Consider the following 25677-nt stretch of genomic DNA (forward strand, 5'->3'; position numbering starts at 1 on the left):
GGTCTCAGCGGCCCGCCGTATAGGACAGCAGCAGGATCTTGTGCGGATCCTGCCCCGACGGGAACCAACCGGCCTTCATCGCATGGCCGTTGACGAGGATCTTGCGAGGGCGGATCGGCCAGTGGCGTGGGTTGACGGCGATATGGGTGATCCGTCCCCAGAGCGGATCCAGTACGTCCGCCAGAGCGGAGAGTTCGTGTGTCAGGTCACGTGAACGGGGCCACCAGGCGCCGTCCAGTTCGGCGTCGGAGAGCGGTCGGCACGCCGAGGCGTTGACCGTCACCCGCGAGGCGCTGGAGCGGCAGCGCGAGCTCCACCGGGCCCGGCCGGACGGCGTCGGCTCCTTGGTCCGGATCGTCAGGGACTTCGCGACGGTTCGCCTGGGGGCCGCGGCGGAGACGGCGGACGCCCGTGCCGCCGTGGACGACGTCATGGCCCTGCTCACCGCCCCGGCCGTCGCCGACACCGGCCGAGGCGAGGACCACCTCGCCGTCCTGCGCCGGCTGGCCGACCAACTGGTGGCCGACGACGGCTGACCGACGACGGCTGACCGACGCTCGGCCGTCCGTGGAAATCCGATGACGGCGTCCCGCAGGCAACCCCCGGCCCCGAGCACCCCTCATAGGAGTCGAACCGAACGACCCGGGACTCGGAGAGGAGCGTCTGTTGGCCGGCCAGTTGTCACGCCGCAGGTTCATCGTCTACTCGCTCGCGGCATCCACCCTGACCGTCGCGGCCCCCCTCGGCTGTGACCCGGAACCCGCTCAGGGCGCCGAACCGGCCCGCAGGCCCTCCGACGTCCTGGTGACCGGGACGGACGAGGAGATGCTGGTCCTCGAGGTCACCGAGGCCAACAAGGTCGTCGTACGGCTGCCGCGTGTCGAGGTCGGTCAGGGGGTCACCACCGCGGTCGCGATGATGATCGCCGAGGAGCTGGACGCGCGGCTCGTCGACGTGGAGATCCCGCTCGCCGAGGCCCGGACCAAGGGCAACCAGTACACCGGCGGTTCGAGTTCGGTCAGTTCGCTGTACGGCCCGGCCCGTCAGCTCGCCGCCACCGCGCGCGCCAAGCTGGTGACCGCGGCGGCCCGGCGCTGGAATGTTCCGGCGCGGTCCCTGCGCACCTGGAACACGAGGGTGATCGCGCCGGACGGGCGCTCCGCCACCTTCGGCTCGCTGACCGCGAGCGCCGCCGGGATCCAGCGGCCCGCCGTGTCGAGCAGACCGAAGCCGGCGTCCGGGCACCGTGTGATCGGGCGGCCGACGACCAGGATCGACGCCGGGGACATCGTCACCGGCAAGGCCGAGTACGCCGGGGACCTGACGGTGCCCGGGGCGAAGCCGACCGTGGTGGCGCGGCCGCCGACGCTCGGCGGGAAGGTCGTCTCCGTCGACGACCGGGCGGCCCGCGCGATGCCCGGCGTGCACGCCGTCGTCAAGGTCGCCGGCGGGATCGCCGTCGTCGCGGACTCCTTCCACCACGCCTTCAAGGCGAGGGACGCCCTGCGGATCACCTGGGCCCCGGGCCCCCTGGCGTCGCTGTCCGACGCCGCGATCCGCTCCCGGCTGCGGGCGGCCGTGCCCCGGCTCCCCGCGCCGCCGCGCGGATCGACGCAGGTGGAGCGCGAGTTCGAGTTCGCCTTCGTCAGCCACGCGCCGATGGAGGTGCTGACCGCGGTGGCGGACGTGCGGGCCACTCGGGCCGAGATCTGGTTCGCCTCCCAGACACCGATGGACGCGCGCGAGGCCATCGCCTCGGCGGTCGGACTGCCCGCGTCGAAGGTACGGGTCCATGTCGTGCGGGGCGGCGGCTCCTTCGGCCGGCGGCTGAACCACGACGCCGCCATCGAGGCGGCCCTCATCTCCAAGGCGGCACGCCGGCCGGTCAAGCTGATGTGGAGCCGCGCCGACGACATCCGGCACGGCAGGATGCGCCCGGCCAGCCATCACCGGATCCGGGCCAGCCACGCCGGGGGCAGGGTGGTGGCGTTCACCCACTCGACGGCCTCGGTGAGCGAGTCGTACGACGGGAAAGGGCTGTCCGCCCAGGGCGGGACGGCCCCCGTGCCCGCGCGGGGAGGTGCGACCCCTGTCCTCGCGCGTGCCGCCGCCGGCCCGCTGCCCAGCGACAGCGGCCTGTACAACTTCGGCCGCGTCGGCGGGGACGGCGGCTCGGTCGACCTGGCGATCCCGATCGGGCCCTGGCGGTCGGTGGACTCCGGGACGTCGCGGACCGCGGAGGAGATCGTCGTGGACGAGGTGGCCAGGAGCCTGGGCAAGGACCCGGTCGCCTTCCGGCGTACGACACTGCGGAGCAAGGCCGTCAAAGCGGTGCTCGACAAGGTCGCCGCCGCCGGGCACTGGGGCCGCACCCTGCCGGCGGGCCGGGCGCAGGGCGTGGCCGTCCACGAGGAGTACGGCTCCTGCGTGGCCTGCCTGGTCGAGATCGACGCCACCGACCCGAAGAAGCCCCGGGTGACCAAGGTGGTGATGGCGGCGGACGTCGGCACGGCCGTCAACCCGCGCGGCCTCGAGGCCCAGCTCATGGGCACCGCGATCGACGGCATCTCCACCGTCCTGACGGCCGGACTGCACATCGACCGGGGCGCCGTCCGCGAGAGCAGCTACGCCGACTTCCACTACGCCCGCCAGCACAACGCCCCGCTGCGGTTCGAGGCGCACATCATGCCCTCGCGGCGGGAACCGGGCGGCGCGGGCGAACTCGGGGTGCCGGCCGCCGCCGGTGCCGTCGCCAACGCCTACGCCCGGGCCACCGGAACCAAGCCCCGGCGCTTCCCGATCAACTTCTAGAGAAGGTCCCGATGCCGTCCTACTCCTTCGTGCTCAACGGGAAGCCCGTCACCGTCGAGGCACCGGCCGACATGCCCCTGCTGTGGGTGCTGCGGGACCTGCTGAACGTCACCGGACCCAAGTACGGTTGCGGTGTGGGCGTCTGCCGTGCCTGTACGAGCCACCTGGACGGCGCGGAGATCCAGCCCTGCGTCGTCCCGGTCGCCGACTGCGTGGACCGCGAGGTCACCACGATCGAGGGCCTGGCCGACGGCGAGCGGCTGCACCCCGTCCAACAGGCCTGGCTGGCCTGCGACGTGGCGCAGTGCGGCTTCTGCCAGCCGGGCCAGATCATGGCCGCGGCGGCCCTGCTGAAGAGGACGGCCCGCCCGACCGACGCCGACATCGACCGCATCGAGAACGTCTGCCGCTGCGGCACGTACTCACGGATCCGGGAGGCGATCAAGCAGGCGGCGGCGCACGAGCACGGGTGACGACGACGTGTGACGTCGAGGGCGGGCAGCGTCTCCTCCTCGACGCATTTCCTCCTTGACGCATCTCCTCGTCGCCGGGCCGTAGTTGGGTCGGTGCCGTCGGTTACGCTGCCTGTGTGTCCACTGATGAATCGTCCTATTGGTGTGCTCGTGGTGATGTGTCCGACGTGCTGGGTGCCTACGACGGCATCGAGTCCTGGACACTGCACGCCACCGCGCTCACCGACCGCGACGAGCAGGTCGTCGTCTCGCTCCACGAGCGACTGCATCACGAACTCCAGCACACCACGCCCTGGGGCCTGGTGGCTCGCTTCGCGGCGGACCTCTCCCGGCTCGGTGTCCTGACGGAGCGGCTGAGGCTGCTGTTCCGCTTCTGCCGGGGGTCGTCCCGGCTCGTGCACGAGACCTACGCCACCACCCTGTCCATCGGGGACGACCAGGCCGCCCTGCGCTTCCTCGACGAAAGCTCCGACTACCGGCGCCACTTCGACCGGGGCCGGCGGCTGCTCGGCGGGCTGGACTGGGAGACCGGCCGGTTCCGTATCGACGCCCTGCTGCGGGCGGCGATGGCACCGACCGCCCTCGAAGTGGCGTACGCCGGGGGGTTCGAGGCCGTCCGCACGCGCGACCTCAACGCCCCGGACGCCCGGCCCGACGCCCGCCTGGAGACGATCCTCGCCCTCGACCTGCCACCGTTCGGGCCCCAGGGCCTCGGCCCGCACTCCGGCCCGGACGAACTCGGCGTCTTCTTCGACGAGGTGGCCGACTGCCTGACCCGCCAGGGCCTGCCCACCTTACGAACGGCCCCCGTACGGGCCCTGATCGACGACCTGTTCGAGGATGTGGGGCGGCTCAGCCCCGAGCTGCGCGCCCGTATGGAGCTGGACACCGTACGCGATCCGGTTCCCGACGACATCGAGGAGCACCAGCGGGAGCGCATCCGCCTCCACGACACCGGACCCCTGCCGCTGGAGATCGTCCCCCAGTCGGAGATCGCCGCCCGTGCGGCCGACTTCGCCCGCCACCACGACCAGTTGGGCCGGCACGTCCTGCTCGTCTGGGCGCGCGCGGACCTGCTGGCCCGCCAATTCGCGCGCCCCAACGCCCTGGAACAGCGCGAGGGTTTCGTCGTCGCGCTCCAGGCGGCCGGCCACGACTCCGAGGGACGGGCCGTGGCCCGGCTGGGGCTGCTGGAGACCGACAACCCCGCGGAGGCCGTGCAGGCCTTCACCCTGCCCGTGGTCTGCCTCAGCACCGCCGCCAGCCTCACCGACGCGCCGGGAACCGCCCGCTCCGACGGCATCGACACCATCCACGCGGTGGCGGACCTGCCGATCGTGTCCCAACTCGTGCACACCTTCCGGCAGCGGGCCCGAGTGACCTGGATGCGCTCCGAGGTCGACGGGGACCGGAAACTGCACCTGTTCTCGTACACCGTCAGCGTGCTGCCGGGCATCGTCTGGCTCCAGCTGACCGGCGAGGCCGGACGCCAGTACACGCAGCGCTGGCTGACCTCGCTCGGACCGGACCAGGCCGAGCACCGGCCGGAGGCGTTCACCAAGCTGCTGCCGGGCATCGACGCGGCCGTCCAGCACGTCGTGAGCGCCTGGTGGATCATCGACCAACAGGGCGGACGTTCCCATGCCTGACACCATCGACCTGCTGTCCCTCACCGCGCCCCTGACCGGTGCCGACGGAGAGATGACCGTCGACGACGAACAGATCGACCGTCTCCTCACGGAGCTGGGCCTGACCGAGGACACCACCCGGGACGGCGTGGACGGGATGCTCCGGCTCGGCCTCGACGACGAGCTCGACGAACCCCTGACCATGCGGGGCGGCGGTCGGTGGATCCGCATCCCCGCCCCGCGGTTCAGGACCGTGCTCGCCTCCGCGCTGCTGGTGACCGCGCTGAAGCGGGCCGGGGTGAACGGCACGGCGGACCTGGTCCTGGCGGCGCTGACCCCGTTCCTGTTCGACGTCGACCGGGTGCGGGTGGACACCAGGGAGCAGCTGGTGCTCGCCGCGCTGCGGGCCCGGCTCGACTCCCGGGAGCAGGTCCGTGAGCTGTGGGAGGGCCTGCCCGGTCATCTGCGGCACGAGGTCGACCCGGACGAACTCATGGAGCTGGTCACGGCGATGGAGAGGGCCAGTGCGAAAGGCCTGCGCCCGAGCGAGGGCACCCGTGCGACCGGTGGACCGGACACACCCGCAGCGCCCGGCGTGTTCCGGGGGTCCTTGCGGCAGGAGAGCGTCGTGCCCGCCGCACCGCGCCGACGAGGGCTGCGGATCCTGGCGGTCGCCGACGAGTGGTTCCCCACCAAGGGCGGGATCAGCGCCCTGAACCGGTCACTGTGCCGGGCGCTGGTCGAGGCGGGCCACGAGGTGTTCTGCCTGCTCCCGTCGGCCTCCCAGAAGGAGATCGACGACATCGAGGCCTGCCACGTACGGCTCGCCCTCGCGCCCCCGCTGCCCGGCGCCTCGGGGCGTGACCTGCTGATGCGCAAACCGGTCCTTCCGGGCGGCCGGCCCCCGGACGTGGTCATCGGCCACGGCCGCGTGACCGGACCGGCCGCCTTCGTCCAGGCGGAGCAGAACTTCGCGGGCGCGGCCCGGCTCCACCTCGTCCACGACTGGCCGGAGGAGTCGGACCGGTACAAAGAGGCACCCGGCGTCGATCTCCACGCCCGGGCCGAGGACCGCAAGTGGACGGATCTGGACCTGGGGCGCGGCGCGACCCGGGTGGTGGCCGTCGGCCCTCGGCTGCACGACCTGTGCGTCCAGGAGTTCTCGGCGTGGCCGGAGGTGCCCCGGCCGCTGCGACTCGATCCGGGCTTCGACAGTTCGCTGGTCCGCCCGCGCGAACCGGTCCAGGGGCCGCCGCGGATCCTCCTCACCGGACGCATGGAGGACGACGCGGTCAAGGGGCTCGATCTCGCGGCCCGGGCGGTCGGCCACGCCCTCGCACTGCGCGACCCGGACGAGCCCGAGGTACGGCTCATGGTCCGGGGGGTCACCCAGGGCCAGGCCGACCAGCTGTACCGGAAGATCCTGGACTGGGCCGGTCAGGCCTCGCTCAATCTCGTGCTCCGGCCGTTCACGACCGACAGGGAGCGCCTCGACCACGAACTGCGCCTCGCGACCCTGGTGCTCATGCCGTCGCGGGCGGAGGGGTTCGGCCTCGTCGGTCTGGAGGCGATCGTCCACGGCGTGCCCGTACTGATCAGCCGCCGAAGCGGGCTCGGTGAGCTGCTCAAGGAGTGCCTGCCGAAGGAACTCCTCGCGCGCACCGTCCTCCCGGTGACGGACGAACCGGACCGTGACACCGTGCGCTGGGGCTCCGCCGTGGCGGCCGTGCTCCAGCGCCCCGGGGCCGCCTTCACCGACGCCGACACCGTACGCACCGTCATGGCGCGGAAACGCACCTGGGCCGGGGCCGCGGCCGAACTGCTCGACGACCTGGTACCGGACGGCGACGAGCCGTCGGAGGGGTGGCGGCTCACGGTGTGACGAAGGGGCACGGGCACCACCGCCCGCGCCCCCGCCTCCGGTCACAGGGACGGCACGCACGCGATCTGTGCCGGTTCCTTCAGCCGAACGGCCGATGTCCGCCGCGGCGGCCGCGACCAAGAATCGGCAGGGAACGCTTCTCGGCGCCTGTCCCTTCGCCCCGTGTCCCGCGCGAACCGGGCCGCCGACCCCTCTGAAAGACGGAGAGGCCGCCCCTGTGACAGGCGCTGTCGAGTCGGTCCGAGCCCCCGCGCGCGACGCCGCCCCGCCCGGTGGCGGGGCGCCCCGCCACCGGCTCCGTGCGGTGGCCCGCCGATGGCGCGTCCCGCTGTGGGCCACGGTGGCGATGCTCCCGCTGTACCTCGCCTGGGCGTTCCTCCGCGCCACCGGCGGCGGCGACCTCGCGGCCCAGGAGACCTGGGCGCGCTTCGCGGCGGAGCACGGCGGATCGGCGTACGGCCTGTTCTGGTTCGGCGGGCTGCACATGGCGAACTACAGCGTGATCTCGCCGTATCTGATGGGCGCCTTCGGCGTGCGCGTCGTCGCCGTCGCGTCCGGCCTGGTGGGCGGCTGGCTGGCCGCCGTCCTGCTGGTGCGGTGCGGGGTCCGGCGGCCGCTGGGGCCCGCGCTGCTCGCCGCGTTCGGGCTGTGGTGCAACGTCGCGGCGGGACGGGAGACGTTCGCACTCGGGGTCGCCCTCGGTCTCGCGGCCTGTGCGGTGCTCGTGGGGGAGCGACGGGCGGGGATCGCGACGGGGTACGCGTACGCGGTGCTCGCGACGGCGGCCAGTCCGGTGGCCGGGCTGTTCCTCGTGGTGGCGGGCGCGGCCCACGGTCTCGTCCGGGACCGGGCGCGGGCCGCCGCGCTCCTGGTGCCGCCGTTCGCGGTGGTGGCGGCGACCACGCTGCTCTTCCCGTACTCCGGGCAGCAGCCGATGCCGGCGGTGCGGACGCTCTGGCCCGGGCTGCTCGGCGTGGCGGTCGCCGTGCTGGCGCCGCGGGAGTGGCGGGTCGTGCGGCGGGGCGGCGCCGTGTACGCGACGGGTGTCGTACTGACGTACCTGATCCCCTCGCCGATAGGGACCAACGTGGAGCGGCTCGCGCTGCTGTTCGCGCCCGCCGTGCTGCTCGCCGCCGGGCTCACCGTGGAGCGGCGCCGACGGTACCGCCGCGCCGCGCTCGCCGTGGCGCTCGTGGCGTCCCTGGCGTGGCTCGGATCGGGGACGCCGCTCACCTTCCTGCGCGGGTCGGCCGAGGTCCCCGCGTGGGCCGCCGACTCGACCGGGGTCGTACGGGCGTTGCGGCGGATGGGCGCCGACCGCGCCCGCGTGGAGGCCGTCCCGGCCGCCGACCACCGCGAGTCGGCCCTGCTGTCCCCGTACGTCAACCTGGCGCGCGGCTGGAACACCCAGCTCGACATGGAGCGCGGCCGCCTCTTCTACGACGGGACGCTCACCGAGTCGACCTACCGGGCGTGGCTGGACCGTTGGGCCGTCGGCTTCGTGGCGCTGCCGTCGGCCGAGCCCGACCGTTACGGAGCGGCCGAGGCCCGGCTGGTGCGCGGTCGGCCCGGGTGGCTGGAGCCGGTGTGGAGCGACCCGCACTGGCGGGTGTACCGGGTGCGGGACGCCGTACCGCTGGTGTCGGCGCCCGCGACCGTGCTGCGCACCTCCAGCGCCGACCTGTCCGTGCGGATGCCGCGCGCCGGCTCGGTGACCGTGCGGATCGCCTACTCGCCGTGGCTGCGCACGGCGGGCGGCTGCCTGCGCGAGCGGGGCGGCTTCACGCGTCTGACGGTGCGCGAACCGGGGGTGTACCGGATCGCGGCCGCGTACGTGCCCGTCCGGTCCGGCTGTTGAGTCCACGCGCTCAGCGTGAGCCGGACCTCGGCCCGAGGGCGGACACCGCCCGACGAGGGGCCGCGTGTCCGCTCGCGCGCCCCGCGTCAGCCGGTCGGGGTCGCGGCCGGGGCCGGGGCCCCCGAGCCCGTCGGCTTCGGGGTGCTGGTCTGGACGTTCAGGTCCGGACGCGGGGTCAGGACGACCATCGGCGCACCGGGCTGCGGCGCCGGCGGGGTCATCTGGTCCGCGGGCAGCTTCGGCGGCGTGGTCTGCTGGAAGACCGTCTGCTCGAAGTTGACCATCCCGGTCTTCTCCAGCACGGTCATGTGGTCCAGCACGGTGTCGTTGGCGAGGTCGGCGAGCTCGCGGACGAGCGTGTTCTTGGTGTTGGCGCGGATCTTCGCCACCGTGGGGAAGATCTGACCGTGCGTGATCCGCATGATGTTCGACGCGGTCTGGTCGAACTCCTTGCCGTTGGCCGACGACGCGGTCTGTACGAACTGCTGCTGCTGCGGGCTCGCCTGGTTGGGCAGGGTGATGCCCAGCTCGGGAGCGATCTTGCGGCACAGCTCGTCGAGACCGGCGTGCCCCACGATCAGGTGGGCACCGGCCTCCTTCATCTCCGGCGTGGTGCCCTTCTGCATGGTGATCTCACCGAGCGGGTACTCCCACAGGCCGGCCGCACGCACCTTGACCACGAAGTCGCGGTCCTGCTCGGTGAGCGGCCCGTACCGGGTGTTGGCGATAACGCGGTCCTGGGCGGAGCTGGTGTTCTGCAGGCCGAGCATGGCGGGATAGGCGAGAGCGGTGATGGTCAACGTCAGGCTGCCGATCACGAAGACGGTTCCCGCCTTGGTCCGTGAAATGCGCATGACTGCTCCCTGAGTGGTGTGGCGACGGACGCAGAGGAATACGGATCGGTTGCGCCGACTGATCACAGGGAACGGAAAAAATTTGCTCGCGGCCGTATGAGGTGCGTCACTTCATGGTGTCGAACCGCAGGTCGGGGCCTTACCGCTCCAGCTCCGCGTGGGCCGTCTCCGGCAGCCGCAGATACACCAGGGACGACAACAGGCACAGCGCGGCCACGTACCAGGGGAAGAGCCCCGAGTGGCCCAGCTCCTTGAACAGCGTGCCCACGTACGGGGCCGTCCCGCCGAACAGCGCCACCGTCAGCGAGTACGGGAAGCCGATCCCGGCCGCCCGCACCCGGGGCGGGAAGACCTCCGCGTTCACCGCGGCGCTGATCGAGGTGAAGCCCGTCAGCAGGACCATGCCCGCGCACTGCACGAGCAGCAGGACGGCGAAGGAGTCCGTCAGGGCGTGCAGCAGCGGCACACTCAACAGCGCGAAGCCCAGCCCGAAGAAGAGCAGCAGCGGACGGCGGCCGAAGCGGTCGGACAGCAGCCCGCCGAGCGGCTGGAGCAGACCGAAGAAGGCCAGCGAGAGCGTGCCCGCGAGCAGCGCGTCCGACTTGGCCATCCCCTCGTTGAGTTCCGCGTACGTCGGCAGGTACGACGTCCAGGTGTAGTACGCGATGGTCCCGCCCGCGGTGATGCCGCAGATCAGCAGCGACTCGCGCGGATGCCGGCGCAGCGCCTCCAGCAGGGCGGGACGCGGTGCCTCCCGCTGCTCCTCGCTGCGGGTCTCCTGCGCGCCCTGCCGGATCCAGAAGCCGACCAGGCTCAGCACGGCCCCCAGGACGAAGGGGACCCGCCAGCCCCAGCCGTCCATCTGCCCCTCGCTCAGCGTGCCCACGAGCAGGGTCGCGATGCCGGAGGCGACGAGCTGCCCGGCGGTCGTCGACACGTACTGGAAGCTGGAGAACAGCCCGCGCCGGCCCGGCCCCGCCGACTCCACGAGGAAGGTCGTCGAGGCCGCGAACTCGCCGCCCACGGACAGCCCCTGGAGCAGCCGGGCGAGCACCAGTACCACCGGGGCGGCGACGCCGACCGCCGCGTAGGTCGGGGTCAGCCCGACCAGCAGGCTGCTGCCACCCATCAGCAGGATGGTCACCGTCAGTGCGGCGCGCCGCCCGTGCCGGTCGGCGATCGTGCCCATGAGGAGACCGCCGACCGGCCGCATGAAGAACCCGACCGCGAAGACGGCGAACGTCGACAGCAGCGGCACCAGCGAGTTGTCCGCGCCCGCGGGGAAGACCGCGGCGGCTATGTAGGTGGCCAGGAAGGTGTAGGCGTACCAGTCGTACCACTCCACGGCGTTGCCCACGGAGGCGGCGAGGAGCTGTCGTACGGGCCTTTTCGTCGGCGTGTGGGCCGGGTGCGTCTCCGTCATGAGCGCCACCCTTCCCCGGTGCCGTCGGCCGCACCCCTCACGTACGCACGACTTTCACACCCACGCCATCAGACCCTTCCCTGACGTTTGGTGCTCCTGGAACACTCCTTCCGCGCGCATTCCGTCACGATCCGGCCGGTCGCACATACTCCAGGCGAGAGGTCCCTCAGCCATGTCCGAAGCCAGCCCCGACGTCAACCGGCGCAGATTCCTCCAACTCGCGGGCGCCACCACGGCGTTCACCGCGCTGTCGAACAGCATCCAGCGTGCCGCCGCACTGCCCGCGAACCACCGCACGGGGTCGATCGAGGACGTCGAGCACATCGTCGTCCTGATGCAGGAGAACCGTTCCTTCGACCACTACTTCGGCAAGCTGAGGGGCGTCCGCGGCTTCGGCGACCCGCGTCCGGTGACCCTGGCGAACGGCAAGTCGGTCTGGCACCAGGCGGACGGCAGCGGCAAGGACGTCCTGCCGTTCCACCCCGACGCCGACGACCTGGGCATGGCGTTCCTCCAGGACCTTCCGCACGGCTGGAACGACGGACACGCCGCCTTCAACGGGGGCAAGTACGACAAGTGGGTGCCCTCGAAGGGCTCCACGACGATGGCGTACCTGACCCGCGACGACATCCCCTTCCACTACGCCCTCGCCGACTCCTTCACGATCTGCGACGCCTACCACTGCTCGTTCATCGGCTCGACCGACCCCAACCGCTACTACATGTGGACGGGCTACACCGGCAACGACGGCACGGGCGGCGGCCCGGTCCTCGGCAACGACGAGGTGGGCTACGGCTGGACGACGTACCCCGAGCGTCTGGAGAAGGCCGGCATCTCCTGGAAGCTCTACCAGGACGTCGGCGACGGTCTCGACGCCAACGGCTCCTGGGGCTGGATCCAGGACGCCTACCGCGGCAACTACGGCGACAACTCGCTGCTGTACTTCAAGCAGTACCAGAACGCCAAGCCCGGCGACCCCCTCTACGACAGGGCCCGCACCGGCACCGACTACCGCAAGGGCGAGGGCTACTTCGACCAGTTGAAGGCCGACGTGAAGGGCGGCAGGCTGCCGCAGATCTCCTGGATCGTCGCCCCGGAGGCCTTCACCGAGCACCCCAACTGGCCCGCCAACTACGGCGCCTGGTACGTCGCCCAGGTCCTCGACGCGCTCACCTCCGACCCGAAGGTGTGGGCGAAGACGGCCCTGTTCATCACGTACGACGAGAACGACGGCTTCTTCGACCACGTTCTCCCGCCGTTCCCGCCGGCCTCCGCCGCGCAGGGCCGCTCCACGGTCGACGTCGGCCCGGACCTGTTCAAGGGGGACTCCGGTCACGTCGCCGGGCCGTACGGGCTCGGCCAGCGGGTGCCGATGCTGGTCGTCTCGCCCTGGAGCAAGGGCGGTTACGTCTGCTCCGAGACGCTGGACCACACCTCGATCATCCGGTTCATGGAGCGCCGCTTCGGCGTCCACGAGCCCAACATCTCGCCCTGGCGGCGGACCGTCTGCGGCGATCTGACCGCCGCGTTCGACTTCTCCCGCAAGGACACCCGGCCGGCCGCGCTGCCCGCCACCGACGGCTACCTGCCGCCGGACCGCGAGCGCCACCCCGACTACGTGCCCACTCCGCCCGCCAACCCGGTGCTCCCCAAGCAGGAGCGGGGCCGGCGACCCGCCCGCCCGCTCAGGTACGCGCCGTACGTGGACGCCTCGGCCGACCCGGCGGCCGGGAAGCTCACCCTCACCTTCGCCTCCGGCACCCAGGCCGGTGCCGCCTTCCTGGTGACCTCGGGCAACCGCGCCGACGGTCCGTGGAGCTACACCACCGAGGCCGGCAAGACCATCGCCGACACCTGGAACTCGGCCTACTCGAACGGCTCGTACGACCTGACCGTGCACGGCCCCAACGGCTTCCTGCGCGTCTTCCGGGGCCCGGGCAAGGCGGCCGGACCCGAGGTCACCGCGCGGCACACCGGCGACGACGTCGAACTGACCCTCACCAACCGGGGCTCCGGCACGGTACGGCTGAAGGTCGGCGGCGGCTACGGCTGCCCGGCCAGGACCTTCACCGTGCGGCCCGGCGCCACCGTCCGGCACACCGTCGACCTCGCCGCGAGCGCGCGCTGGTACGACCTGACCGTCACCTCGGACGCCGACCCGGCGTTCCTGCGGCGGTTCGCCGGGCACGTGGAGAACGGGCGGCCAGGGGTGAGTGACCCGGCGATTGCCGTCGGGTAAAGGCTGAACCATGCCGGATCGCCGGGGCTGGTCAGGTCCTGGTGGGGTCGGGATAGTGTGCCCCGGTGACCACGCATTCGAACACACCTGCAGGCTGGTATCCCGACCCGAACGGAGTGCCCCAGACACTCCGTTACTGGGACGGCGCGCAGTGGACGCAGCACACGAACGCCGACCAGCAGCAGGGTGTGGCCGCACAGCAGATCCCGCAGCAGCCGGCCGGCCCCGACCCGCGCGTGCAGCGTCAGGTGCAGCAGCAGGCCGGGGTCGCCGCCGGTGGCTCCGGCGGCGGCACCCTCTTCAGCGAGCCGGTGCTGGTGGTCAACCAGAAGGCCAAGCTGATCGAGGTGACCAACGAGTACAAGGTCATGGATCAGCACGGCCGTGAGATCGGCGCGGTCGTCCAGGTAGGGCAGAGCGCCCTGAAGAAGATCATGCGCCTCCTCTTCAGCCTCGACCAGTACATGACTCACAGGCTGGAGATCCGCGACGCCTACGGTCAGCCCGTCCTGAAGCTGACGCGGCCCCGGAAGATATTCAAGTCCCGGGTGATCGTGGAACGTCCGGACGGGCAGCAGGTCGGCGAGATCGTCCAGCAGAACGTCTTCGGGAAGATCAACTTCGCGATCAACGCGGGCGGCCAGAAGGTCGGCGCCATCAAGGCGGAGAACTGGCGGGCGTGGAACTTCGCGATCGTCGACCACGCCGACAACGAGGTCGCCCGGATCACCAAGACCTGGGAAGGTCTCGCCAAGACGCTGTTCACCACCGCGGACAACTACGTCCTGCAGATCCACTACCAGCTGCCCGAGCCGCTGCTCAGCCTCGTCGTCGCCACGGCGCTCACCGTCGACACGGCGCTCAAGCAGGACGCGCGCGGTCTGGGCTGACGCCTCCTCAGGTCCTACAGCGGTGTGAGATGCCCCGGTTCCGACGTCGGCCGGGGCAGCAGCGCCGGTTCGGGTGACGCGGACCCGGGCGCCAGGGCCAGCACCGCGGCCACCGGGTGCTCCTCCTCACGCGCCGGGTGGGAAGGCGCCGATGCCGGCAGGGGTTCGGGTGTCGCCCGCGACAGCAGCACCACGCCCCAGGAGGCCAGGCCCGCTCCCGCCAGCGCGAGGAGCACACCCGCCGCGCCGCCCTGGAGGCCCTCGCCGAGCAGCGTGAGGCCGATCACCGCCGCGGCCACCGGGTTCGCCAGCGTCACCACCGCGAGCGGGGCGCCCAGACCACCCCGGTAGGCGGTCTGCGACAGCATCAGTCCGGCCGTCGCGAAGGCCGCGACGAGCAGCGCCACCCCGACCACCTGCACGCTCAGCAGGGGACCCGAGCGGTCGGTCGCCGCCACCGTCACCGTCTGCGTGAGCGCCGAGGCGACACCGGAGGCGAAGCCCGACGCGCTCGCGTGGCGCAGCCCGGGCCGGGCACCGGGCCGCGCCAACAGCCCGATCAGCCCCGCCGTCACGGCGGACACGGTCAGCGCCTCGGACACGCTCAGCACCTCGTCGGGCGCCGACCCGGACGCCGTGACCAGGATCGCGGCCAGGCCGGCCAGCGTGTACGCGGTGCCCCGCCACTCGGCCGCGGTGACCCGCCGCCCCGCGACACGCGCGCCCATCGGCACCGCCGCGACGAGGGTGAGCGCGCCCAGCGGCTGCACCACGGTGAGCGGACCGTACCTCAGGGCCACGACGTGCAGCAGCGCGGCGGCGGCGTTGAGCCCGACCGACCACCACCAGGCGCCGGAGGCCAGCAGCCGCAGCGTCCCCGAACCGGGGTGGCGGGCGGCGAGCCGTTCCTGGGCGACGGCCGCGGCGGCGTAGGCGGCGGCGGAGAAGAGGGACAGGACGACGGCGACGAGGGTGGCGTTCATCGGCCCGCTCCGACCAGGACGTTCTCCTCGACCGGTGCCGACTGCCGCGGTACCCGCCCCGCGGCCGCCGCGGGCGTCGTGCGGTGCGACGAGCGAAGCGAGAGGGGGGTTCCCTCGGGCGAAGTCTGGGGGCGGATCACAGCGAGCGCGATGCCGAGCATCGCCGCCGCGACGATCGCGTCCAGCCAGTAGTGGTTCGCGGTCCCGACGATCACCAGCAGCGTCACCAGCGGATGCAGCAGCCACAGCCACCGCCACCGCGACCGGGTGGCGACGATCAGGCCGATCGCCACCATCAGCGCCCAGCCGAAGTGCAGCGACGGCATCGCGGCGAACTGGTTCGACAGGTGGTCGGTCCGCGGCGGGCCGTACACGGAGGGCCCGTAGGTCCGCGCGGTGTCGATCAGGCCTGTCGCGCCGAGCATGCGCGGCGGGGCCAGCGGGAGGGCGAGGTGCAGCAGGAGCGCGGCCGTGGTGAGGGCCGCGAGGACCCGGCGGGTCCACACGTAGTGCGCGGGGCGGCGCAGGTAGAGCCAGACCAGGAAGGCCACGGTGGCCGGGAAGTGGACCGTCGCGTAGTAGGTGTTCGCCAGGTGCACCAGGGTGTCGCCGTGCAGCAGCCAGGACTGCACCGCGCCCTCGCCGGGCAGGTGGACGGCTCGTTCCAGGTCCCACACGCGGTGCGCGTTGCGGAAGGCCTCGGCGGTGTGGCCGGTCGCCAGCTGTCGGCCGAACTTGTAGACGAGGAAGAGCCCTGCGACGAGCAGCAGCTCACGGACGAGCGGGGGCCGCGCTGTCGCGTCGGCCTCCGCTGCTGAAGGCGCGGTGCGGGCGTTCATCCCCCGGCCCCTTTGCTGACGGTGGTGCGTGTGGTGGTGCTCGGCGGGTTCGTGGCCCACGCGGACGCCGTCGATACGGTTGCGTACCGATACGACAGTGTACCGATACGTTCGCGTACCGGTACACTGCCGTATCGATTGACGTACGCCACACTGAGTGGGAAGCCTTGAGCACCACTCGAACGAGGAGACAGCCGATGACGTCGCAGGCCGCGGACGACCCGGGGACGGTCGCCGCCTCGCGCCGCTCCAAACTCACGCCGGAGCGCGAGCAGGAGTTCTTCGACGCCCTCCTCGACCAGCTCCGCGAGTGCGGGTACGACGCCGTCACCATGGAGGGCGTCGCCGCCAGCACGAAGTGCAGCAAGTCCACCCTGTACCGGCAGTGGAAGACCAAGCCGCAGTTCGTGGTGGCCGCCCTGCGCTCCCGTCGGCGCTCCCCGCTCGCCGGAATCGACACCGGCTCCCTCGCCGAGGACCTGAGGGAGGCCGCGCGGGCCGCGGGCCGCTGGTCGAGCAGCGACACCAGACTGCTCCAGGCGCTGGGTCACGCCGTCACCCAGGACGAGGAGCTGGCCCGGGCCCTGCGCGAGGCGCTGGTCGACCCGGAGATCGCCGCGCTGCGGGAGATCCTGCGGCGCGGGGTCGAGCGTGGTGAGATCCCCGCCGAGCACCCGGCGCTGGAGTACATCCCGACCCAGTTGCTGGGCCTGGTGCGGGCTCGGCCGATTCTGGACGGCGAGCACGCCGACCCGGACTACCTCGTCCGCTTCGTGGAAGTCGTCGTGCTCCCGGCACTCGGCCTCACCTGAGACCCAGGCCGCCGCCCGTGGGATGACCGGACGGCGACCTGATCGCGCCGCACCGTGGGGACGGGGGCGGCGCGCACACCCGGCCGGGTGGGGCTCCTCTTGAGCGGAGGGGCGCCCCACCCGGCCGGTTCGGACGTCGTTGTACAGGCGGCTCAGACGTTCTGGCCGTCGCCGCCGCCCTCCGACACCTTGATGCCCTTCGTTATTTGGTCGATCACGGCCTCCTTCTGATCGGCGTCCACACCGAAGCGGACCACCACCATCAGCTTGGAGTTGGCGGGCGAGGGGAAGGCGAGCGACTCGACGATGCCGTCGGCGCCCTTGCTCGTGACCGCCTTCCAGCGGACCAGGTAGCCCTTCTGCCCGGCGACGGTCACCGCCTGGGAGGCGAGCACGTCGTGCGAGGTGATCTTTCCGTAGGTCGTGCCGCCGTACGACTCCTCGGCGTTCTTCGCGATGTCCGCCTTGGCGACCTCCTCGGGCGTACTGCCGTCGGTGCCCAGCAGCTCGGCCGGCGCGGAGTACGCGCCGCCCTTGGTGCAGGACTTGGAGGTGTCGCCGGGGCATTTGTACGAGTCGTTCGACGTGACCCCCGCGCCCGCTCTGAGCTGCTGGCCGTACCAGCCGTCCGGGATGGGGATGCTGATCCCGCTGATCCGGTCGGACACCGAGCCACTCTTGATCTTCGGCGCCTCGGACTGGCCCGGCGAGGGGCTCTGGCCGTCCTGCCCGCCCGAGCCGCCGCCGGAGTTCCCGCCGGGGCCGCCCTGGCCGCCGCTGCCCGGGTTGCCTGGGCCGCCCTGACCACCCGGGCCCTGCTGGGAGTTGGCCGTGGTGCCGCCCGAGTCGCCGTTGTCGGACAGGGCGTACACGCCCACCCCGATGCAGGCGAGGACCACGGCGGCCGCGGCCACGGCTATGCCGTTGCGGACGGCGTGGCGGGGGCCGGGGGCCGGGGGCGCGCCCAGGTGGGGCGGATATGCAGGGGGACCCCATGCTGCGGGCGCGCCCGCCGCGCGGGTCTGGCCCGTCCATGCACTGCCGTCCCACCAGCGCTCGGTGGCGGGACCGTCATTCGTCTGTCCGGGGTCGGGGTACCACCCGGGAGGAGTCACCTGCGTCATGTCTCCACGGTATGAGGTGTCTGTGAAAGCGGGATGAGAGGGCCTGCCGACGGCTGGGCCGGGCCGTGCCGGGTGCGTGGTGTCGGGTGCCGGGTGCCGGGGGCGGCGGGACGCGGGTCGTGAGGGTTCGCGCGCGGTTCCCCGCGCCCCTGAGGGAGACGATGTGGGCCTCCGGAACCGGCTTCACGTCAACGCGGCGACCGCTAGCTCAAGTTGACGTCTCCCGTCCCCGCGCAGGCCCGTCCTCCGTCTCCCGCCGCGCCCGTCGTCACCCTCGCGGCAACAGCTGGTCGGACCCCCCTCCGCTTGTGTCTTCGGAGGGCTACGCTCAAGGTCGTACGTCGTTCGGGCGACTTGGGGAGGTAGCGGGATGACGGAGGTACGGCCCGGTGCGGCCGCCTCGGCTTCCCTCTGGGAGCGCGACGAGGAAGTGGCGGCCGTCGAGCGGGCGGTCGACACGCTCTGTGCCGACCGGTCGGCCGGGGGCAGCCTGTTGGTGTTCCGCGGCGAGTCGGGACTCGGCAAGACCGCCCTGCTGGCCGAGATCCGCCGCCTCGCCGAGGCACGCGGCTGCACGGTGTGGTCCGCCCGCGGCGGCGAGACCCTCCGGTCCGTCCCCTTCAACGTCGTACGGCAGTTGCTGCAGCCCGCCCTCGTCTCGCTGATGCCGGAGGAGGCCCGCGAGTACCTCGGCGACTGGTTCGACATCGCGGGACCCGCCCTCGGCATCACGGAACCGGGCGAACGCCGGGCCGACCCGCAGGGCGTGTGCGACGGCCTCGTCGCCGCGGTGCGCCGCCTGGCCAAGCGCTACTGGCCGCTCGTCCTGCTGATCGACGACGCGCACTGGGCCGACCAGGAGACCCTGCGCTGGCTCGCCGGCTTCGCCGAACGCCTCGACGACCTGTCCGTCCTGGTCGTCGTCGCCCGCAGGCCCGGCGAGGTCAGCGGCGACAGCGCCCGCCTCCTGGACGCGGTCGCCGCCACCGCGGGCGGCCCCGTGGCCACCCTCAGCGTCCTCACCCCGGACGCCGTCGCGGGCCTCACCCGCACCGCCCTGGGCGAGCACGCCGACGCCCCGTTCTGCCGCGAGGTCTGGGCCGTCACCGGCGGCAACCCGTACGAGACCGTCGAACTCCTCGCCAAGGTGCGGGACGGCGAACTGGAGCCGGCCGAGTCCTCCGCCGCCGAACTGCGGCCCCTGAACAGGTCGGCCCGCGGCGGCGGCCTCGTCGCCCGTCTCGAGGAACTCGGCATCGACGCCACCCGGTTCGCCTGGGCGGCCGCGATCCTCGGCGCGGACATCACGGTCGACCTGGTCGCCCAGCTCGCCGGGATGAGCCCCGACGACGCCGCCCGCTGTGCCGAACTGCTGTGCCAGGCCCGTATCCTCACCGCGCCCGACCCCGCGGTCGGCCGGACCGAGGACGGCGACCTCGAGTTCGTCCACCCGCTGATCGCGACCGCCGTCTACAACTCCATCCCGGACGCCCTGCGCACCGCCATGCACGGCATAGCCGCCCAGGTCGTCACCGACTCCGGGCGCGGTGCCGCGGCCGCCTCCCGCCACCTCCTCCAGGTCCACCCGGACGACGACGACGAGCTCGTCGAGCAGCTGCGCGAGGCCGCCCGCGAACACCTCGCCGTCGGCGCCCCCGACGCGGCCCGCCGCTGTCTGGAACGCGCCCTGCTGGAACCGCCCATGCCCGACGTGCACGCGCGGGTGCTGTACGAACTGGGCTGCGCCACCCTGCTCACCGCGCCGTCCAAAACCATCGGCCACCTCCAGACCGCGCTCGCCATGCCGGGCCTCGACGGCCCCGAACGCGTCGACGCCGTCTTCCGCCTGTCCCAGGCGCTCCTGCACAACGACCAGCTGGAGGAGGCCGTCCGCACCGTCGAGGCCGAGGCCGCCCGGCACACCGAGGGCCCGGCCCGGCTGCGGCTGCAGGCCGTGCAGTACATGTGGGAGGGCATACACGCCGGCGAGGCCGCCTCACCCGGCCGCTCCGCGCGCCTTGCCGAGCTCGCCCGCAGCTGCACCGGCCGCGACAACTCCGAGCGCGCCCTCCTCATCCTGCGCGCCTTCGACGCCATGACCCACGGCGAGAACGCGGAGGAGGTCGTCGAGCTCTGCGACCGCGCCCTCGTCAACGGCCGCCTCGCCCCCGGCCTCGGCTGGACCGACACCGAGTGGGGCATCGAGCTGCTGCTGATGCTCGCCAACTCCTACGCCTACACCGACCGCCTCGACCGCGCCGAGGCCCTCTACACGGAGGCCCTGCGCACCTACGAGTCGGCCGGCTGGAGCGGCGGTCACATCGCCCTCGCCCACGCCTACGTCGGCCTCGGGCACCGTCGGCGGGGCCGCCTGAAGGAGGCCGAGTCCTCCCTGCGCGAGTCGCTGCGCCTCGCCGAGCGCATCGGCCGCGGGCTTCCCCTGTACTGGACGGCGACCTGCAACCTGGTCGACACCCTGCTCGCCCGCGGTCATGTCGACGAGGCCTGGCGGGTCGCCGAACAGTACGGCTTCGCGCCGCCCTACCCGTCCACGATCGTGCTGCCCGACCCCCGTTCGGTACGCGGCCGACTGCTGCTCGCCGTCGGCCGCACCCAGGACGGTGTCAACGAACTGGAGGCCGCGGAGAAGGCGGCCGCCGCCCGGGGCCACCACAACCCCGTCCTGGTCCCCTGGGCGGTCGACCTCGCCCGTGCCCTGGCCGTGGAGGACCCCGAGCGCGCCGCGCGCCTCGCCGCCGACGTCCGCCGCCAGGCCGAACGCTTCGGCACCGACACCGCCATCGGCGAGGCCCTGCGCTGCGCCGCCACCCTGGAAACCGGCCAACGCGCCGTCCGCCTGGCCGCCCAGGCCGTCGCCTACCTGGAGGCCTCCCCCTCCCAGTACGAACACGCCGCCGCCCGCGTCGAGTACGGCATCCTCTCCCGCTCGGTCCCGGAGATCCAGCGGGGCCTGACCCTGGCCCGTTCCTGCGGCGCGGACGGGCTGGTGACCCAGGCGCGGGCGGTGCTGGAGACAGGTGGGGGGTTGCGCTAGCCGACCGGGTGGGTGGAGGACCCGGGGGTGCGCACCGGTGACGTGGGCCATCTCGGCCTCACATCGCGAGCAGTTGCTCCGTCACCGCCGCGAGCCGCTTGCGTACCGCGGGGTCGTACGTCCCCTCGTGGGCCCGCGCCGGACGGGTCCCGTCGAAGTAGCCGCCCGTGCCGGTATCCCGCGTGGCCAGCGCGAGGACGCCCGGCGCGCCGTCGGCCACCGTGTTCCAGGGGGTGACTCCGCCCTCGCGGACCATCGGCGTGTCCATGAAGGTCGCCGGGTGCAGGACGTTCACGGAGACGCCGGTGCCCGCCAGCTGCTCGGCCAGGGCGAAGGTGTGGGCCGCCAGGGCGAACTTGGCGCGGCGGTAGGCCGCGAAGCCGTCGTAGGCGCGGCGGAACTCGATGTCGTCGAAGTCGAGGGGGTCCTGGCCCACCGAACCCACGTTGACGATCCGGGCCGGTGTGTTCGCACGCAGTACCGGAAGGAGGGCGCGCGTCAGCGTCACGGGCGCCAAGTAGTTCACGGCCAGGCGCAGTTCGTGGCCGTCGGTGCTCAGTTCGCGGCCTGCGCCGGGCGCGCCCGCCCCCACGCCCGCGTTGTTGATGAGGACGTCGAGGTCGGGGTGTGCGTCGCCGACATGTGCGGCCAGCTCACGCACCTGCGCCAGCGAGGCCAGGTCGGCGACGAACCCCTCGGCGGCGCCCTCGGCACGCAGCTCCTCGACCAGCCGCCCGGTGCGCTCGGGGTCGCGGCCGTGCGCGAGGACGACGTGCCCGGAGCGGACCAGCTCGAAGGCGACGTACCGGCCGAGGCCGGAGGTGGCGCCGGTGATCAGGATGGTGGACATACCTCCACCGTAGGCACGCGGCACCGCCCTGAGCGAGGTGCTGCCGAGCCTACGACCAGCAGGGGCACCCTGAACCGGACGTCATGAACCGTCCTCCTCCGCGAGGACCCGCTGCGCCGTCGCGAACGCCGAGTTCGCCGCCGGGACCCCGCAGTACACGGCCGTCTGGAGCAGGACGGCGCCGATCTCCTCGGGCGTGAGCCCGTTGCGCCGCGCCGCCCGGACATGCATGGCCAGCTCGTCGTAGTGGCCGTGCGCGACGAGGGCCGTCAGTGTGATCATGCTGCGCTCGCGGCGGCTGAGCGTCGGGTCGGTCCAGATCTCGCCCCAGGCGTAGCGCGAGATGAAGTCCTGGAAGCGCGCCGTGAACGGCGTCTGCCGTTCCTGCGCCCGGTCCACATGGGCGTCGCCGAGCACCTGCCGCCGTACCTCCATGCCCCTGCCGGCGCCTCCGCCGAAGTGGGCCCGCACAGCGGTCAGGACCGCTTCGGGGCACTGCGCGGGCGCCAGATGCGAGGCACCCGGCAGCTCGACGAGCGCCGCGCCGGGCACCGCGTCCGCGATCTCGCGCAGATGGGCCGGAGGCGTCGCGGGATCCTGCCGGCCCGCGACCAGCAGGGTGGGCGCGGAGATCTCCGCGAGCCGGTCCCGCAGGTCGAACGCGGCCAGCGCGTCGCAGCAGGCGGCGTACGCCTCCGGGTCGGCACGCCGGTGGTCCTCCACCAGCTCCGGCACGGTGAAGCCGGGCGTGAACCAGCGGGCGTCCGCGCTCTCCGCGAGCGAGGCCAGCCCCTCGCGCCGTACGAGGGCCGCCCGCTCCTCCCACGGCCTCGCGCCGTTGAAGTGGGCCGAGGAGCAGATCACGGCGAGGGACGACACCCGCTCGGGGTGGTGCACCGCGAGATGCAGACCGACCGCACCGCCCAGTGACACCCCGGCGTACGCGAACCGTTCCAGACCGAGCGCGTCGGCCAGCGCGAGCACCCGCTCGGCGAGGTCGCCGACCGTGGCACCGGGACCGATCAGATCCGCCGCCGAACCGCCGTGTCCCGGCAGGTCCCAGCGCACGACCCGGTGGGTGACGGACAGCTCGGGGGCGACCTTGTCCCACAGCGCGTACGACGTGCCCAGTGAGGGCCCGAGCAGCAACGGGGGAGCGGAAGTGGGGCCCTCGGCACGGTGGTTGAGGAGTTTCTCGGTCAAGGTCGCTCCAGCGCACGGTCGGTGAGGGTTCCCGCGGAGCCGGTGTAGCGGGCGGGATCGGTGATCGCGTCGAGGTCGAGGTCGACGCCCTTGAACTCGGGTTCCTCGGCGAGGAGTTCCGCCAGTGGTCTGTCCTCGGCGTAGGTGCGCCGGGCCAGGTCGGTGAGCAGTTCCTTGGCACGGGCGCGGCCGAGCACGCCGGCCAGCTCGGCGGAGAGCCGCTCCGACACGATCAACCCGTGGGTGAGCCCGAGGTGTTCGCGCATGGCGTCCGCGTTCACCCGCAGCCCCTCGGTGAGTTCGGCGGCGTCGCGGGCCGCGCCGCCGACCAGCCGCAGCAGGTCCCGCAGCGGTTCCCACTCGGCGTGCCAGGCCCCGGCCGGCCGCTCGTCCTCCGCCACCAGCGCCGCGTGGAGCGTCGCCGCGAGCTGCGGTGCCCGCCGGGCGGCCGCCGCGATCAGGGTGGAGCGTACGGGGTTCGCCTTGTGAGGCATGGCCGACGAGCCGCCGCCGCTGCCCTCCGCGACCTCGGCGATCTCGGTGCGGGCGAGGGTCAGCACATCCGCGGCGATCTTGCCCAGCGCCCCGGCCGTGAAGGCCAGGCAGCCGGCGAGGTCGGCGATCGGTGTGCGCAGGGTGTGCCACGGCAACAGCGGCTCCGCGAGCCCGAGCGCACGGGCGTAGGCGGCGGGCAGCGCGGTGGGGTCGTCGGCGCCGTACGCCGTGAAGACGGCCAACGTACCGGCCGCGCCTCCCAGTTGGGCGGGAAGCCGGTCCCGTACCACCGTCGTGCGGTCCCGGGCGTCCAGCACCAGCGACCGCCACCCGGCCGCCTTCAGCCCGAACGTCGTCGGTACGGCGTGCTGGGTGAGCGTCCGTCCCGGCAGCACGGTGTCGCGGTGTGCGGCGGCCAGCCGGGCGAGCGCGCGCTCGGTACGGGCGAGGTCGGCGAGGACGAGGTCCAGCGTGCGCGCGGCGACCAGCATCGTCGCCGTGTCCATGATGTCCTGGCTGGTCGCACCCCGATGGACGTAGGGGCCGTACTCCTCGCCGACCGCCCGGGTCAGCTCGCCGACCAGCGGGATGACCGGGTTGCCGCCGGCGCGGGCGCGCCCGGCGAGGGACCGGACGTCGAAACCGTCGGCGTCGGCCGCCCGCGTCACCGCCGTCGCCGCGGCGGCCGGGGCGAGGCCCAGCTCGGCCTGCGCCCGGGTGAGCGCGGCCTCCGCGTCGAGCAGCGCCTTCAGGAAGGCGCCGTCGCTCGTGGCGGCCGCGGCGGGGGAGTCGGTCCACCCGGGTGCGAGCAGACCGGCGGCGGCCTCGTCCGGGGGCACCTGCCGCCCGAGGGGTGGGTGAGTCACTGGAACTCCAGGAAGACCGTCTCGCCTTCGCCCTGAAGGCGGATGTCGAAACGGTACGTGCCGTCGCCTCCGTCCGCGGCGATCAGCGTGTCACGGCGGTTCGGCTCCAGGCGGGCCAGCAGCGGGTCGGTGGCCAGCGCCTCCTCGTCGCCCGGCAGGTAGATCCGGGTGAAGAGGTGCACGAGCAGGCCGCGCGCGAAGACGCACACGCTGAGGTACGGCGCGCTGCGCCCCCGTGCCCCGGGACGCAGTGTGCGCGCGTACCAGTGGCCGTTGACGTCGGTCTGGATGCGGCCCCAGCCGGTGAACTCCACCCCGTTGCGGCCCAGGTAGCCGCCGGTCGACGGGTCGCGCCGGATCGAGCCGTCCACCTGCGGCAGGCTGCCGTCCGGGTCGGGGCCCCACAGCTCGACGAAGGCGTCCGGAAGCGGACTGCCCTCGCCGTCGTACACGTACCCCTGGACGGTGATCGTGTCCGGGTGGCCGACGGGCGCGATGTCACCGCCGCCGGGGAACGGCAGGGCGTACCCGTAGAAGGGGCCCACCGTGTGCGAGGGGGTGGGCAGCACGGACTCCGGCCTGCTTGTGTCGATCTTCGTCATGGGGGTCAGCGTCCTTCCTCGATCCAGGTGGCGTTCGGGCCGTCCAGCACGATGTCCCAGTGGTAGCCGAGGGAGAACTCGGGCACGGAGAGACTGTGGTCGTAGGTGGCGACCAGGCGCTGCCGGGCGGCGTCGTCCGTCACCGACTGCAGGATCGGGTCGTACTCGAAGAGCGGGTCGTTGGGGAAGTACATCTGCGTCACGAGCCGCTGCGTGAACGCCGTGCCGAACAGCGAGAAGTGGATGTGGGCGGGGCGCCAGGCGTTGACGTGGTTGCGCCACGGGTAGGGGCCGGGCTGGATCGTGGTGAAGCGGTAGAAGCCGTCGTCGTCGCTGAGGGTGCGGCCCACGCCCGTGAAGTTGGGGTCCAGCGGGGCGTCGTGCTGCTCGCGCTGGTGGGCGTACCGGCCGGCGGAGTTGGCCTGCCAGATCTCGACGAGCTGACCGCGGATCGGGCGTCCCGACCGGTCCAGCAGCCGTCCCGACACGGTGATGCGCTCACCGATCGGCTCGCCGCGGTGGTGTTTGGTCAGGTCGTTGTCGATCTCGGTGATGTCCCGCTCGCCGAACGCCGGGGAGGCCAGCTCCACCAGCTCCGGGTCCTGGGCCACGTCGATGGCGACGGGCGGCTGCTGCGGGTGGCGCAGCAGGGACGAGCGGTAGGGGGCGTAGTCGCGGCGCGGGTGGTGCTCCACGGGGCCGCCGTCGGTGACCCGCTTCTCGTACGCGGCGCGCTCGGCCGTGATCTCCTGGTCGATGTCGTGCTGGGTGAGAGTCATGGGGCTTTGCC

The 25677-nt window shown here is 72.8% G+C and carries 21 protein-coding genes; 10 read left to right on the forward strand and 11 right to left on the reverse strand.

The window, feature by feature from the left end:
• Window positions 1-4: 4 nt before the first annotated feature.
• Window positions 5-283 carry a DUF5994 family protein gene (locus ACGFNV_RS02435; RefSeq protein ID WP_393618726.1) on the reverse strand — a complete coding sequence of 93 codons (279 nt, stop codon included), beginning with the start codon at window positions 281-283 and terminating at the stop codon, window positions 5-7.
• Between ACGFNV_RS02435 and ACGFNV_RS02440 the strand changes: the two genes are divergently transcribed.
• The 6 genes from ACGFNV_RS02440 to ACGFNV_RS02465 all read left to right on the forward strand — a co-directional run bounded on the left by ACGFNV_RS02440 (window position 273) and on the right by ACGFNV_RS02465 (window position 8652).
• Window positions 273-536 (forward strand): hypothetical protein, encoded by a 264-nt coding sequence (locus tag ACGFNV_RS02440; protein ID WP_393618727.1) that lies wholly within the window; start codon window positions 273-275, stop codon window positions 534-536. The genes ACGFNV_RS02435 and ACGFNV_RS02440 overlap by 11 nt on opposite strands.
• A gap of 160 nt (window positions 537-696) precedes the next feature.
• Window positions 697-2811 (forward strand): molybdopterin cofactor-binding domain-containing protein, encoded by a 2115-nt coding sequence (locus ACGFNV_RS02445; RefSeq protein ID WP_393619978.1) that lies wholly within the window; start codon window positions 697-699, stop codon window positions 2809-2811.
• An 11-nt stretch (window positions 2812-2822) separates the two neighbouring features.
• Window positions 2823-3284 carry a (2Fe-2S)-binding protein gene (locus ACGFNV_RS02450; protein WP_393618728.1) on the forward strand — a complete coding sequence of 154 codons (462 nt, stop codon included), beginning with the start codon at window positions 2823-2825 and terminating at the stop codon, window positions 3282-3284.
• Window positions 3285-3442: 158 nt separating this feature from the next.
• A complete protein-coding gene (locus tag ACGFNV_RS02455) occupies window positions 3443-4933 on the forward strand; it encodes a hypothetical protein (RefSeq protein WP_393618730.1) in 1491 nt (496 codons plus the stop codon).
• Window positions 4926-6794 (forward strand): glycosyltransferase family 4 protein, encoded by a 1869-nt coding sequence (locus ACGFNV_RS02460; protein ID WP_393618732.1) that lies wholly within the window; start codon window positions 4926-4928, stop codon window positions 6792-6794. Before ACGFNV_RS02455 ends, ACGFNV_RS02460 begins: the two co-directional genes overlap by 8 nt.
• Before the next feature lie 304 nt (window positions 6795-7098).
• Complete coding sequence (locus ACGFNV_RS02465) at window positions 7099-8652, forward strand: hypothetical protein (protein ID WP_393619980.1); 1554 nt, start codon at window positions 7099-7101, stop codon at window positions 8650-8652.
• An 86-nt stretch (window positions 8653-8738) separates the two neighbouring features.
• Here ACGFNV_RS02465 and ACGFNV_RS02470 read toward each other — a convergent pair whose 3' ends face one another.
• Both ACGFNV_RS02470 and ACGFNV_RS02475 read right to left on the reverse strand, forming a co-directional pair.
• Entirely contained in the window at window positions 8739-9506 is a 768-nt protein-coding gene (locus ACGFNV_RS02470; RefSeq protein WP_393618734.1) for a DUF4142 domain-containing protein, read from the reverse strand.
• A 139-nt stretch (window positions 9507-9645) separates the two neighbouring features.
• Complete coding sequence (locus tag ACGFNV_RS02475; RefSeq protein ID WP_393618735.1) at window positions 9646-10929, reverse strand: MFS transporter; 1284 nt, start codon at window positions 10927-10929, stop codon at window positions 9646-9648.
• Window positions 10930-11101: 172 nt separating this feature from the next.
• Between ACGFNV_RS02475 and ACGFNV_RS02480 the strand changes: the two genes are divergently transcribed.
• Both ACGFNV_RS02480 and ACGFNV_RS02485 read left to right on the forward strand, forming a co-directional pair.
• Window positions 11102-13168 carry a phosphocholine-specific phospholipase C gene (locus ACGFNV_RS02480; RefSeq protein ID WP_393618736.1) on the forward strand — a complete coding sequence of 689 codons (2067 nt, stop codon included), beginning with the start codon at window positions 11102-11104 and terminating at the stop codon, window positions 13166-13168.
• A gap of 65 nt (window positions 13169-13233) precedes the next feature.
• Window positions 13234-14058 carry a phospholipid scramblase-related protein gene (locus ACGFNV_RS02485; RefSeq protein ID WP_393618737.1) on the forward strand — a complete coding sequence of 275 codons (825 nt, stop codon included), beginning with the start codon at window positions 13234-13236 and terminating at the stop codon, window positions 14056-14058.
• A gap of 14 nt (window positions 14059-14072) precedes the next feature.
• On the opposite strand, the gene ACGFNV_RS02490 is transcribed toward ACGFNV_RS02485, so the two are convergent.
• Window positions 14073-15041 (reverse strand): hypothetical protein, encoded by a 969-nt coding sequence (locus ACGFNV_RS02490; RefSeq protein ID WP_393618739.1) that lies wholly within the window; start codon window positions 15039-15041, stop codon window positions 14073-14075.
• Window positions 15038-15880, reverse strand: coding sequence for a phosphatase PAP2 family protein (locus ACGFNV_RS02495; protein ID WP_393618740.1), 843 nt, complete (start codon window positions 15878-15880; stop codon window positions 15038-15040). Before ACGFNV_RS02495 ends, ACGFNV_RS02490 begins: the two co-directional genes overlap by 4 nt.
• Window positions 15881-16077: 197 nt before the next feature.
• On the opposite strand from ACGFNV_RS02495, the gene ACGFNV_RS02500 reads away from it, so the two are divergent.
• Complete coding sequence (locus ACGFNV_RS02500; protein WP_133925630.1) at window positions 16078-16692, forward strand: TetR/AcrR family transcriptional regulator; 615 nt, start codon at window positions 16078-16080, stop codon at window positions 16690-16692.
• 152 nt (window positions 16693-16844) lie between these two features.
• On the opposite strand, the gene ACGFNV_RS02505 is transcribed toward ACGFNV_RS02500, so the two are convergent.
• Entirely contained in the window at window positions 16845-17816 is a 972-nt protein-coding gene (locus ACGFNV_RS02505) for a DUF2510 domain-containing protein (RefSeq protein ID WP_393618742.1), read from the reverse strand.
• Between the two features lie 370 nt (window positions 17817-18186).
• Between ACGFNV_RS02505 and ACGFNV_RS02510 the strand changes: the two genes are divergently transcribed.
• Window positions 18187-20871: an ATP-binding protein gene (locus tag ACGFNV_RS02510; RefSeq protein ID WP_393618743.1), complete on the forward strand. Its 2685-nt coding sequence runs from the start codon at window positions 18187-18189 to the stop codon at window positions 20869-20871.
• A 58-nt stretch (window positions 20872-20929) separates the two neighbouring features.
• On the opposite strand, the gene ACGFNV_RS02515 is transcribed toward ACGFNV_RS02510, so the two are convergent.
• From ACGFNV_RS02515 to pcaH, 5 genes are all read right to left on the reverse strand, one after another.
• Window positions 20930-21721: an SDR family NAD(P)-dependent oxidoreductase gene (locus ACGFNV_RS02515; RefSeq protein ID WP_393618745.1), complete on the reverse strand. Its 792-nt coding sequence runs from the start codon at window positions 21719-21721 to the stop codon at window positions 20930-20932.
• Between the two features lie 81 nt (window positions 21722-21802).
• The gene (gene pcaD / locus ACGFNV_RS02520) at window positions 21803-22924 is read right to left on the reverse strand and encodes a 3-oxoadipate enol-lactonase (RefSeq protein WP_393618746.1); all 1122 of its coding nucleotides are present in this window, start codon (window positions 22922-22924) and stop codon (window positions 21803-21805) included.
• The gene (gene pcaB, locus ACGFNV_RS02525; protein WP_393618748.1) at window positions 22921-24285 is read right to left on the reverse strand and encodes a 3-carboxy-cis,cis-muconate cycloisomerase; all 1365 of its coding nucleotides are present in this window, start codon (window positions 24283-24285) and stop codon (window positions 22921-22923) included. The genes pcaD and pcaB overlap by 4 nt, the downstream gene beginning before the upstream one ends.
• A complete protein-coding gene (gene pcaG, locus ACGFNV_RS02530; RefSeq protein WP_393618750.1) occupies window positions 24282-24887 on the reverse strand; it encodes a protocatechuate 3,4-dioxygenase subunit alpha in 606 nt (201 codons plus the stop codon). The genes pcaB and pcaG overlap by 4 nt, the downstream gene beginning before the upstream one ends.
• Before the next feature lie 5 nt (window positions 24888-24892).
• The gene (pcaH, locus tag ACGFNV_RS02535) at window positions 24893-25666 is read right to left on the reverse strand and encodes a protocatechuate 3,4-dioxygenase subunit beta (RefSeq protein ID WP_393618752.1); all 774 of its coding nucleotides are present in this window, start codon (window positions 25664-25666) and stop codon (window positions 24893-24895) included.
• Window positions 25667-25677: the final 11 nt, after the last annotated feature.

The organism is Streptomyces sp. NPDC048751 (genome assembly GCF_043198595.1).
Taxonomy (GTDB): Bacteria; Actinomycetota; Actinomycetes; order Streptomycetales; family Streptomycetaceae; genus Streptomyces.

Excerpts from the sequence above, each read along its gene's own strand:
- ACGFNV_RS02450 (WP_393618728.1), top strand. The coding sequence starts at position 2,823 with ATGCCGTCCTACTCCTTCGTGCTCAACGGGAAGCCCGTCACCGTCGAG.
- ACGFNV_RS02460 (WP_393618732.1), top strand. The coding sequence starts at position 4,926 with ATGCCTGACACCATCGACCTGCTGTCCCTCACCGCGCCCCTGACCGGT.
- ACGFNV_RS02470 (WP_393618734.1), bottom strand. The coding sequence starts at position 9,506 with ATGCGCATTTCACGGACCAAGGCGGGAACCGTCTTCGTGATCGGCAGC.
- ACGFNV_RS02475 (WP_393618735.1), bottom strand. The coding sequence starts at position 10,929 with ATGACGGAGACGCACCCGGCCCACACGCCGACGAAAAGGCCCGTACGA.
- ACGFNV_RS02480 (WP_393618736.1), top strand. The coding sequence starts at position 11,102 with ATGTCCGAAGCCAGCCCCGACGTCAACCGGCGCAGATTCCTCCAACTC.
- ACGFNV_RS02490 (WP_393618739.1), bottom strand. The coding sequence starts at position 15,041 with ATGAACGCCACCCTCGTCGCCGTCGTCCTGTCCCTCTTCTCCGCCGCC.
- ACGFNV_RS02495 (WP_393618740.1), bottom strand. The coding sequence starts at position 15,880 with ATGAACGCCCGCACCGCGCCTTCAGCAGCGGAGGCCGACGCGACAGCG.
- ACGFNV_RS02500 (WP_133925630.1), top strand. The coding sequence starts at position 16,078 with ATGACGTCGCAGGCCGCGGACGACCCGGGGACGGTCGCCGCCTCGCGC.
- ACGFNV_RS02505 (WP_393618742.1), bottom strand. The coding sequence starts at position 17,816 with ATGACGCAGGTGACTCCTCCCGGGTGGTACCCCGACCCCGGACAGACG.
- ACGFNV_RS02510 (WP_393618743.1), top strand. The coding sequence starts at position 18,187 with ATGACGGAGGTACGGCCCGGTGCGGCCGCCTCGGCTTCCCTCTGGGAG.
- ACGFNV_RS02515 (WP_393618745.1), bottom strand. The coding sequence starts at position 21,721 with ATGTCCACCATCCTGATCACCGGCGCCACCTCCGGCCTCGGCCGGTAC.
- pcaG (WP_393618750.1), bottom strand. The coding sequence starts at position 24,887 with ATGACGAAGATCGACACAAGCAGGCCGGAGTCCGTGCTGCCCACCCCC.
- pcaH (WP_393618752.1), bottom strand. The coding sequence starts at position 25,666 with ATGACTCTCACCCAGCACGACATCGACCAGGAGATCACGGCCGAGCGC.